Origin of the sequence: uncultured Roseovarius sp. (genome assembly GCF_913057115.1) — a bacterium.
In the GTDB taxonomy this organism is placed as follows: Bacteria; Pseudomonadota; Alphaproteobacteria; order Rhodobacterales; family Rhodobacteraceae; genus Roseovarius.
Map to the genome: position 1 here is coordinate 62226 of NZ_CAJXNN010000015.1, position 10154 is coordinate 72379.

Here is a 10154-nt window from a genome sequence, read left to right on the forward strand (position 1 = left end):
AAGTCATGCGTTAGACGGCGCTCATGCCGGTTGCCGGCTCCACTTGGTGCCGGGGACCGCTGCCAGAAGGTTGCGGGTATACTCCGCCTTGGGATCAAGAAAGACCTCGCCCACCGGGCCAAGCTCCACCAGCTTGCCCTTTTGCATCACCGCCACCCTGTCACAAAGCTGCGCCGCCACCCGCATGTCATGGGTGATGAACATCAGCGACAGGTTCAACCGGCTTTGCAGGTCGCGCAAAAGGTCCAGAACCTGCGCCTGAATGGACACGTCCAAGGCCGAAACCGCCTCATCCGCGATGATCAGGTCCGGGTCCATCGCCAAGGCGCGGGCAATGCCAATCCGCTGCCGCTGCCCGCCGGAAAACTCATGCGGATAGCGGTCTGCGGCGCCGGCATCCAGCTCGACAATCTCCAGCAATTCGCGCGCCCGCGCATGGGCCTTATCCTTGGGCACGCCTTGCACAATCGGCCCTTCCGACAGGGCATGCAAAATCTTCTTGCGCGGATTGAGCGAGGCATAAGGGTCTTGGAAAATCATCTGCACCCTGCGGCGCGCGCTGCGCAATTCCTCGGCGCTCAGGCTGTTCATGTCTTGGCCGTCAAGGATCACCTCGCCGCTGTCGGCCTCCACCAGCCGCACGATGGCGCGGCCCACGGTGGATTTGCCCGAACCGGATTCGCCGACAATGCCCAAAACCTCGCCCCGCGCGATGGTGAACGACACATCGTCAATCGCCGTGACACTCCGCTTGGGTTTGAAGAGACCACCCGAGGTGACAAAGGTCTTGCGCAGGTTGCGCACCTCCAGAACCGGCCCCCCGGCATTTGGCTCAGGTGTGGGAACGTGATCAGACGGGATCGCCTCAAGCAAGGCCTTGGTGTAATCGTGCTGCGGGTTTTCCAGAACCTCGCGCGCCGCGCCCTGCTCGACAATCTCGCCATAGCGCATGACGATCACCCGGTCGGCAATCTCGGCCACGACGCCGAAATCATGGGTGATGAACATCACCGCCATGCCGTGGCGTTCCTGAATGGATTTGATGAGGTCAAGGATTTGCGCCTGCGTTGTCACATCCAGCGCCGTTGTCGGCTCATCGGCAATCAGGATCGCCGGATCAAGCGCCAGCGCCATGGCGATCATCGCCCGCTGCCGCTGCCCGCCCGACAATTGGAAAGGATAGGCGCGGATGATCTTTTCGGGGTCGGGCAGGCCCACCTCACGAATAAGGGACAGGGCCTTTTCCCGCCGCTCTGCCGGGCTGTGCCGGTTGTGCGCCTCGAAGACCTCGGTGATCTGGTCGCCAATCCGCATCAGCGGGTTGAGGGCGGTCATCGGCTCTTGGAAGATCATCCCGATCCGGTCACCCCGCAGCTTACGGCGCTCACCGTCCGGCAGGCTCATGATGTCCCGCCCTTCGAAGACTGCGCTGCCCTGCGCCACCTCCACCTGATCGGGCAAAAGCCCCATCAGCGCATTCGCGGTCATGGACTTGCCCGACCCGGATTCCCCCACCACACACAGGATTTCCCCGGCGTTGAGGTCAAATTCCACATGCTGAACGGCAAACTCCCGGTCGGCCCCGGGGGGCAGGGAAATCGCCAGATCGCGGATTGAAAGCACCGTTTCCATCTTAGCGCCCCTTCCGTGCCAGCCGCGGGTTGAGCGCATCGTTCAGCCCCTCGCCGATCAGGTTCAGCGCCAGCACCGTCAACAGGATCGCCACACCGGGAATGAAGCTCAGCCACCAGGCCGAGCGGATCACCGTCCGCGCCGCCCCGATCATATAGCCCCAGCTCATGATATTCGGGTCGCCCAACCCAAGGAACGACAGCGAGCTTTCCAGCAAGATCGCCGTCGCCACCATAAGCGAGGCCATGACGATTATCGGCGACATGGCATTGGGCAGGATATGCCCGAACAAGATCCGCGTGTTCGACAGCCCCGCCAGCCGCGCGGCATCGACAAACTCGCGCTTGCGCAGCGATAGCACCTCGGCCCGCACAAGGCGGGCGACGGGCGGCCAACTGACAATCGCAATGGCAAGGGTGATGGTGGGAAGCGTCGGCTCCATGATCGCGACAAGCACAATGGCCAGCGCGAAATTCGGGATGGTCTGGAAGAATTCGGTAAAGCGCATCGCGCCATCATCCACCAAGCCGCCATAAAAGCCCGCAAAGGCCCCCAGCGGCACACCGATCAGCAATGCCACAAGCGTCGAGACCAGTCCCACGATCAGCGACACCCGCGCCCCATGCACCAGCCCCGCCGCCACATCCCGGCCCAAGGTATCGGTGCCAAGCGGGAAGCCCTCGGTGCTGAACGGCACAAGGAAGGGCCGTTGTACCATCTTCCACGGGCTGTCGGGGTAAAGCAGCGGCGCGAACACCGCCAGAAGCACCACGCAAATCAGGATCAAAGCGCCGATCACCGCGCCGCGATTGCGGGAAAAACGTTTGAGGAAATCCATCATATCCGCCTCCTCAAATCCGCGGGTCAATCAACCGATAAACGATATCGGTGATGATATTGAAGGCAATGACCATCGCCGCCGAGACAAGGAACACCCCCAAAAGCGTGTTGTAATCCCGCGCGGTCAGGCTCTCGAACATCAGCCGCCCGATGCCGGGCCATGCGAACACCGTTTCGGTCAGAACGGCCCCGCCCACCAGTTGCCCGGCCTGCAAACCCGCCAGCGTCACCACCGGCAACAGCGCATTGCGCAGGATATGACGGCGGCGGATCGTGCCTTCGACCAACCCCTTGGCGCGGGCGGTCTTGACGAAATCCATCTGGCTGACTTCCAGCACCGATGAGCGCGTCATCCGCAGGTAAACGGCCATGAAAAACAGCCCCAGCGTCAGCGCCGGCAGGAAGAGATGCGTCAAGCGGTCCATCACGGCGGCCATCCCGGTGTAATCGGCCCCCACCGATTCATAACCAAAGGCCGGGAACCAGCCCAGTTGCACCGAGAACAGCACCACCGCCATCAGCGCCACCCAGAAGAGCGGCGTGGCATAAAAGAGCAGCGCCATGGTGGTGATCATCGTATCGCTCCACTTGCCCTGACGGGCGGCGGCGGCAAGGCCAAAGACGATGCCCAACAGCAAGGACATGCCAAAGGCCGTCAGCGTCAGCAAAAGCGTGGCGGGAAGCCGATCAAGGATCAGGTCCAGCACCGGCATCTGTTGGCGATAGGAATAGCCAAGGTCCAGTTGCAGAACGCCTGAGACATAGTTCCAGAACTGCACATAAAGCGGCTGGTCCAGCCCGAATTGCTCGCGCAGTTGCTGGATGAATTGCTCATCGGCCGCGCCCGCTTCACCCGCCATAACCATGGCCGGATCGCCGGGGGCGGCGTGGATCAGGAAGAAATTCAAAATCACGATCAGCAAAAGCGTGATCGCGGCCTTGGCGGCGCGGCCGAATATGGCGGCGGCGAGTGTCATGGTATGGGCCTGCTCGGTTCGTGGTGAGGGTCAGAATCCGAAAGGGGCCAGCCCGGAAATGCCCGGACTGGCCCAAAGTCTTGGCTTGGGGTTACTGCTTGACCCAAGCGTCGCGCAGACCGTCGTTCACACCGATGGCGGTGGTCACAAGGTCTTGGACATCACAGCGATAGATCGTCGGAAATTCGATCTCCAACAGCCATGCCACCGGCACGTCATCGACAAGCTGCTGCTGGATCTTGGTATAGATTTCCTGACGCTCCTCATTGGTCGCGGCCACGGCGGCCTCGGCAAACATCTCATCGACGTCTTCATTTGAATAGCCCGCCACGTTGTTCCACGGGCTGCCCTTTGCGATGTTCGACGACAAGTAGCTGCGCGCGACACCAAGCGCCGGATCGCCGTACTGGTAGAGGTAGGTGAAGGCGATATCGAAATCCCACTCCGCCTGCTTCTGGTTCCAGCCCGCAACATCCGTGGCCACCATCTCGACGTTGACGCCCACCTCTTCGAGGTTCTGCTTCATCGCCTCGGCCCAACGCTGCCAAGTCTCGCCATAAGGCAGCGGCAGGATGCGCACGGTTTCCCCGTCATAGCCCGCAGCCTCAAGATGCTCGCGCGCCTTGTCGGGGTCTTGATCATACATGATGGTGTCGTCGGTGTAGAAATTCGTCTTCGACGACACCGGGCTTGTCGCCACCTTGCCAAAGCCGTTCCAGATCACGTCTTTCACGAACTCCCGGTCCATCGCATACATCACCGCCTTGCGGAAATCCTTGTTGGCGGTGGGGCCTTCGCGGTTGTTCATCCACGCCATGGCATGCGGCGCGAAATATTCCCACCCCTTGCCGGTGGAACACACACCGTCCATCTCGGTCAGGCGCTTCACATCCCAGTTCTCGACCGAGCCACCGGGAAGCACATCGACCTCACCATTCTCAAACGCCACGGCCCGCGAGGCCGCATCGGGGATCACCCTGTAATAGACTTCGTCCAGATAGGGCTGCCCATCCAGATAGTAGTCCTCGTTCTTCACAAGGTGGATATAGCTACCCTTTTCCCACTCGTTGAACTTGTAGGGGCCGGTCCCGATGGGCGTGTTGTTCGCCGGGTTGTTGGCGAAATCGGTGCCTTCATAGATGTGCTTGGGGATCATCGGCATGGTGCCGGCCTCAAAGACGCCAATGAAGGGGCCAAAGGGGTTCTTGAGCTTGAAAACAACCGTATGGTCATCCGGCGCGGTGACCGATTCCACATGTTGCAGGCTCACCCGAAGGCGCGCATGGGTTTCACGCAGGAAGGTATCGACCGAAAACACCACATCCTCGGCGGTGAACGGCTCGCCATCGTGCCACGTAACCCCTTCGTGCAGTTTGAAGGTATAGGTCAGCGCATCGTCGGAAATCTCCCACGATTTGGCCAGCGAGGGCATCGGGTTCAGGTCATTGTCGTAGCGCAGAAGGCTTTCGTAAATGTCGCCCGCCACAAGTTGCGTCGGGCCGTTCTGAACCAAGCCCAGCATCAGGCTGGGTGGCTCGGGCTGCACCACGATATCAAGGCGGCCCCCGGCGTCTTGCGCAAAAGTCGGTAGCGCAAGCCCAAGGCTCAGGATCGAGGCTGTGAGAATAGTCTTCATCGAAGTCTCCCTGTTGAAACGCGGGGGGCGGCCCTTTGCGGCTGGTCATGTGACCATGCCCAAGACGCAACCCCACGCTGTGGTCTCCATAGCGCGCCTTGCCGTTGGTCGGTCTCTTGGCGCGGCCAAATAGTCACTTGTCGCGCGCCATATACGCACCCAAGCTCACTCCAACTTCATCGGCAGCTTCGCGGCAAGTCAAGGTAAATTGTCGACAGACGACAATCGCTTGTCTAATTTGAAGGCATGAACAGGTCCACAAAGCCACTTTTTCAACCGCTCACGCGCGATGCTCTCTCGCAGCAAATCGCACGCATGCTGACCGATGCGATCGTTTCGGGGCAGTTGCGGCCCGGTGACCGGGTGGCCGAATCCGTGATTGCCCGCGATTTGGGCGTCAGCCGCGCCCCGGTGCGCGAAGCGGGGCGCCTCTTGGAAAGCGCGGGGCTCTTGGTGTCGCACGCCAACCGGGGGTTTTTCGTCCGCACGATGGATTCCGAGGATCTCGATTCGCTTTACGAACTGCGCCTCTGCATCGAACGCGAAGCCGCCGCGCGGGTCGTGCGAGAGGGCCGCGTTGACGGCATCATCGACAAGCTGCGCCGCCAAATCGACGATATGGTCGATTCCTCGAAGGACGAACAATTGATCTTCCAGATCGGCGTCGACCTGCAATTTCACCGCCTGATCGTGGAAAGCAGCGGCAATGCCCGTTTTCTGGGGGTTTTCGATAAACTGGCATCGGAAATTCAGGTCTGCACCGCCCTGATCGAACGGGTTTTCGATGAACCGGGCCTCGTGGCGCGCAATCACTACCTGATCATCGACGCATTAGCCTCCGGCGATGAGGACGAGGCACGCGCCGCCATGGATTACCACATCAGCGTCGCCCGCGAGACCGTTGTCAGCCACTTTCGCAACCTTGAAACGACATGACGTGCAGGGTGTCCCGCAATCCCTGAACCGCAGGAGCGAACCGCACGACTGACGCGACGCGGTGCAGGTCGGCAATGGCGGCTTTGCACAGGACGTCAGGGCGACGACAAACCCTTACCCCTAGGGTGCGCATTCATGCGCACCGCGTGACGCGCGCCGCGCAGGGAGTGGGGTTTGCAAAGCGGTGGCGTTGTCCCGAAAGACGTCAGCGGCCATGGCTACCATCAGGCACACACCGGGCATCGGCCGACCTGGAGGGCGTTTGCAAGGACTCTGTGGGGCCTGACATCTCCAAGCCACTCGACGATTTTTCTTTGGCAAATGTTGGAAAATCGCCCTCCGGGGGGAGGTCGGGCGATGCCCGGTGTGCGCCGGGCGGTTGCACTCGACGGCAATCCTTTCGCGATCCTCGGGCGGCAGCTTCGTCCCGCAACATACCAATTCGCAACATGCACGGCCAAGGTCGGCTATCGCCCAGTGACGGCGAAGGCCTTGGGTCCGCTCCGGGCTGAGAGCAGTCTTCGCTGGCTGCCGTGTACAAAACGCGCGCAGGTCTGCGTTATCGTGGACGCCCGAATTTAACCCCTGCCAACGAAGACACGTTCCTCTTATCGCCCGCTTTCGGCAACCAGCTTGGCAAGGTTGGGCTGTTCGGCCTTGATCAGGCGGGTGGCAAAATAGGTCATATAGCGGTCCACCGCCAAATCCGCCGAGAGCAGATCATCCATCAAGGCCTGAAAGGACGACAGGGTGGGGCAGACCACTGTCATCACGTAGTCGATACCGCCGCCCGTGGCGACGCAATTTATGATCTCGTCCACTTGCTTGATGTATGCCTCGAAACGGTCGAAATCAGTCTTGCGGTGATGGGTCAGCGAGACCGTCACCACGACCCGCGTCGCATCAATCACCCGCTCCAGCGCGATATCGGCGTGATAGCCTCGAATATATCCTGCCGCGCGCAAGCGGTTCAAACGCGCCCAACAGGGCGTGGCCGAGAGGTTTACCAGTTCCGCAAGTTTGGTCTTGCTCAACTGGCCGTGCTTTTGAACGGCACTGAGAATGCGAATGTCTGTTGGGTCGAGCCCTTGTCGTTCTCGCATAGCTAACCGCCTTGTCGACTGACCTAATCACGTGTCGTCTTGATCATGACGAACTGCGTTACCACCGATCAATATGTAACTATCCAGCCCAAGCGAAGCGGGTTTGCGACGCATTGTAGCGTGTCACCGTCAAGCGTTGGCTATAAGATAACCCAAGCCAACGCAAAGCAACGCTCGCCCATGAACGTCTTCCGCAACCTTTTGTCCAATTCCCTTGAATTCTCGACGTGGCGATCCCGCAAAGTCAAGCTCAACCACCAGCCTATGACATTCGCACCGCACGCGACATTGGACGGCCATCAAAAAACCGCAACTTCGGTTCCTGTTGAGTTTCGCATTCGGCAATTTTCCGTACTGCTTTCAGAAAAGCCATACGACAGGCCCAAGTGAAAATTCTGGTCAGCCAAGTCATTGATAGTCAAAAAACAGTGGTGAGCCGTGCAGGATTCGAACCTGCAACCCACTGATTAAAAGTCAGTATACCCTAAAATTTTTCGTCAAGCAATTTCTTTTTAAAATTGCACAAAGCCTTGAAATAAGCGGATATTTTACCCCTCAGGCTCAAAACTTCAAACTTGGTACAACTATAGAGAATATTGTGATTCGCTAAAATGTGGGGTATCACCGGGGTATCATGGTGTATCACCACTCAATCGTCCAGACTGAGAAAATTCAAACGAAGGGCTAATGCTATGAAGTTGACGCAGGACGCGGTGAAGAAACTCAAGCCGACCGGGAAGCAGTACTATGTTCGCGATGAATCAATGACTGGTTTCTATGTCAGAGTTTCAAGAGCAGGAACAAAAACCTTCACGTTAAGAGCGCGGGTTGATGGTAAGAAAAAGGATATCGACCTTGGTAAGGTGGGTGAAATCTCGGTATCCGAAGCGCGGAAGAAGGCAGAGCGGCAACGTGTCGGGTTAATGGACAGAAAAAATTTTACGCGCCAAGAGGAGCTATCTGGCCACCTACCCCTTGCCGACGCTTTGGAGAGCTATCTCCGAGAAGAGTGCTCAAAAAGATATGAGTGCCCCTATCACGTCGAGGCCAGTCAGCGAACATCATGGCCAAAAACCCTCCGGGAAAAGCATTATGCGTATAAACGTATTCGAGAGTTTTTTGGTGACGACTTTGACGTGCGCCACCTTACGTATCAAGCTGTGAATGAGTATCATATCTGGCGCTCTACTTCGGCAAAGACTGCAGCGAATAGAGAGCTCTCGTATCTGTCGCACGTACTCACTGATCTCGTACGACGATCAGTTATCCCGGATAATCCGTGCAAGCTTGTCAAGAAAAATGCAGAAAAGCGAACACGCATCGCAATCCCAGAGTCTCAGGTTGGGCTGTTCTTAGAGGCAGTAGATGCTCTTGGACATGACGTGGCTCAGAGAGCCATCAAGTTTGGATTGTACTCTGGGATGAGGCCTGGATCATTTTTGTCACTCCAGCACTTTGATAATGGTAGCAATAACTATGTTAACTTTGATGAAGGATATGCGTATCTGCGCACCCATAAAACCGACTGGTTACGTGACGATGTCATCGTTCCATTGCATGAAGCTGCTCTAGATAACATTAAACGACCTGCTACTCGAAAAGAGGCTTTTCGCAACCCGTGGTGTTTTCCAAGCCGTAACGCGGGTAAGGCAATGACACGTGATACTTACGGTAAATACGTGAAGCAAGTTCTAGATTTTACCCCGCTTACTAACGATGAGCGAGGATCCATCACGCCGTATTCTTTGAGACATACTTTTGCTCAAACGATGGTGGATACTGGAGTGCCAATCGAAGACGTGAGTTTTATGCTTTCTCATGCATCCACTCAAATGGTCAAAAGCAGATACGCTAAATTGGAAAAACGCTATGCCCATCAGGTTAAGGCGCGCACTGAAAGCACTGCTTCTAATGCTTGGAGTAAGTATCAAAAATGATAGGTGTCAGCGCTGAAAGAAATTTGTTTCTCTAAAGCCACTCCCAAAAAGAAAAGAGGGGCAAATTGGCCCCTCTCTTTTGCTACCTACATGGTAGTGTACTCTTCATAAATTAAGATATATCATTAAATAATAGCTATTGCAATATATAATTTATTAATTTATTAAAAGAACATTAAAGAATTCTCAAAAAGGAGGTCGCCATGACGAAGAATTTAGAAGATATGACATATGAAGAACTTCTAGAGCACCAGAAACAAGCAGAGCAGCTTCTTGAGAACCAAAAGAAAGAGGCACTTAATAGTCTAGCGCAAAGCATTAAGCAGCAGATTGCTGATAGCCCATTTGATATCGATGAGGTTTTAGTCGCAATGGGTGTAAAGGCCAGCGCGTCTCCTAAAAAAGGTAAGGTACGTGCAAAGTATAAGCATCCTGAGGATCCAAATTTAACGTGGACTGGACGGGGTCGGTCCACGCCTCAATGGGCTTTGGACTATTTAGGCATTGAGAAATTAGATCGTAAAAATCCTGAGCATCAGGCAAAGCTAAAAGAGTGGGAAGCCAAAAGCCGATAAAAAGCCGCGCTAACGAAACCAAAAGCAGCCCAAAAAATTAATTGGGCTGTTTCTTATTTTTTATATTGACTTTATTAATTTTTTTAATTATTAAAGTAATTGGCAATTATTTAGCCAACAAAACCATTTAACAGAAAGGTAATGAAAATGGGAATTATGGAAAATATGGACACCGGTTGGTCCAACAAATTTGAAGCCGCAAGTATGAGTTTACACACTGTGCTCACCGAAAAGCCAGAGCCTTTGGATTTCGTGTTTCCAGGTTTGCTAGCGGAAACCTTTGGCGTTTTGGTATCACCTGGTGGTGTTGGTAAAAGCTTTCTTGCTTTACAAAAAGCTATCAGCGTCGCCCTAGGCAAAGACCTATTTGGCATTTGGGGTGAAGACCCAGAGCAGGGTCAAGTGGTCGTGCTGTCACTTGAAGACCCAGAAGCTGTTACTCGTCACCGTTTGTTTGCGATGGGCCACCATCTGTCAGAAGTGGACAAAGCGCAGCTACAGGAAAACTTGGATATTCT

General features: G+C 56.0%; 9 protein-coding genes. 4 read left to right on the forward strand and 5 right to left on the reverse strand.

From position 1 onward, the window contains the following. Nucleotides 1-21: 21 nt before the first annotated feature. From QZ498_RS08425 to QZ498_RS08440, 4 genes are all read right to left on the reverse strand, one after another. Nucleotides 22-1632 carry an ABC transporter ATP-binding protein gene (locus tag QZ498_RS08425; protein WP_294621428.1) on the reverse strand — a complete coding sequence of 537 codons (1611 nt, stop codon included), beginning with the start codon at nucleotides 1630-1632 and terminating at the stop codon, nucleotides 22-24. A 1-nt stretch (nucleotide 1633) separates the two neighbouring features. After that, nucleotides 1634-2473: an ABC transporter permease gene (locus QZ498_RS08430; RefSeq protein WP_294621429.1), complete on the reverse strand. Its 840-nt coding sequence runs from the start codon at nucleotides 2471-2473 to the stop codon at nucleotides 1634-1636. Nucleotides 2474-2483: 10 nt separating this feature from the next. Continuing rightward, entirely contained in the window at nucleotides 2484-3449 is a 966-nt protein-coding gene (locus QZ498_RS08435; RefSeq protein WP_294621431.1) for an ABC transporter permease, read from the reverse strand. Between the two features lie 91 nt (nucleotides 3450-3540). Continuing rightward, on the reverse strand, nucleotides 3541-5085 hold the full coding sequence (locus QZ498_RS08440; RefSeq protein WP_294621432.1) for an ABC transporter substrate-binding protein: 1545 nt from the start codon (nucleotides 5083-5085) through the stop codon (nucleotides 3541-3543). Nucleotides 5086-5331: 246 nt separating this feature from the next. Here QZ498_RS08440 and QZ498_RS08445 point away from each other — a divergent pair, with 246 nt between their 5' ends. After that, nucleotides 5332-6021: a GntR family transcriptional regulator gene (locus QZ498_RS08445; RefSeq protein ID WP_294621433.1), complete on the forward strand. Its 690-nt coding sequence runs from the start codon at nucleotides 5332-5334 to the stop codon at nucleotides 6019-6021. Nucleotides 6022-6629: 608 nt separating this feature from the next. Here the strand turns inward: QZ498_RS08445 and QZ498_RS08450 are convergent. Next, nucleotides 6630-7124 (reverse strand): Lrp/AsnC family transcriptional regulator, encoded by a 495-nt coding sequence (locus tag QZ498_RS08450; protein WP_294621434.1) that lies wholly within the window; start codon nucleotides 7122-7124, stop codon nucleotides 6630-6632. A 692-nt stretch (nucleotides 7125-7816) separates the two neighbouring features. On the opposite strand from QZ498_RS08450, the gene QZ498_RS08455 reads away from it, so the two are divergent. The 3 genes from QZ498_RS08455 to QZ498_RS08465 form a co-directional block, all read left to right on the forward strand. Further along, nucleotides 7817-9061 (forward strand): integrase family protein, encoded by a 1245-nt coding sequence (locus tag QZ498_RS08455; protein ID WP_294621435.1) that lies wholly within the window; start codon nucleotides 7817-7819, stop codon nucleotides 9059-9061. Nucleotides 9062-9264: 203 nt separating this feature from the next. Next, nucleotides 9265-9636: an H-NS histone family protein gene (locus QZ498_RS08460; protein ID WP_294621437.1), complete on the forward strand. Its 372-nt coding sequence runs from the start codon at nucleotides 9265-9267 to the stop codon at nucleotides 9634-9636. A 147-nt stretch (nucleotides 9637-9783) separates the two neighbouring features. Beyond that, nucleotides 9784-10154 (forward strand): AAA family ATPase (locus tag QZ498_RS08465; protein ID WP_294621438.1); only part of this gene is annotated, 371 nt, incomplete at its 3' end.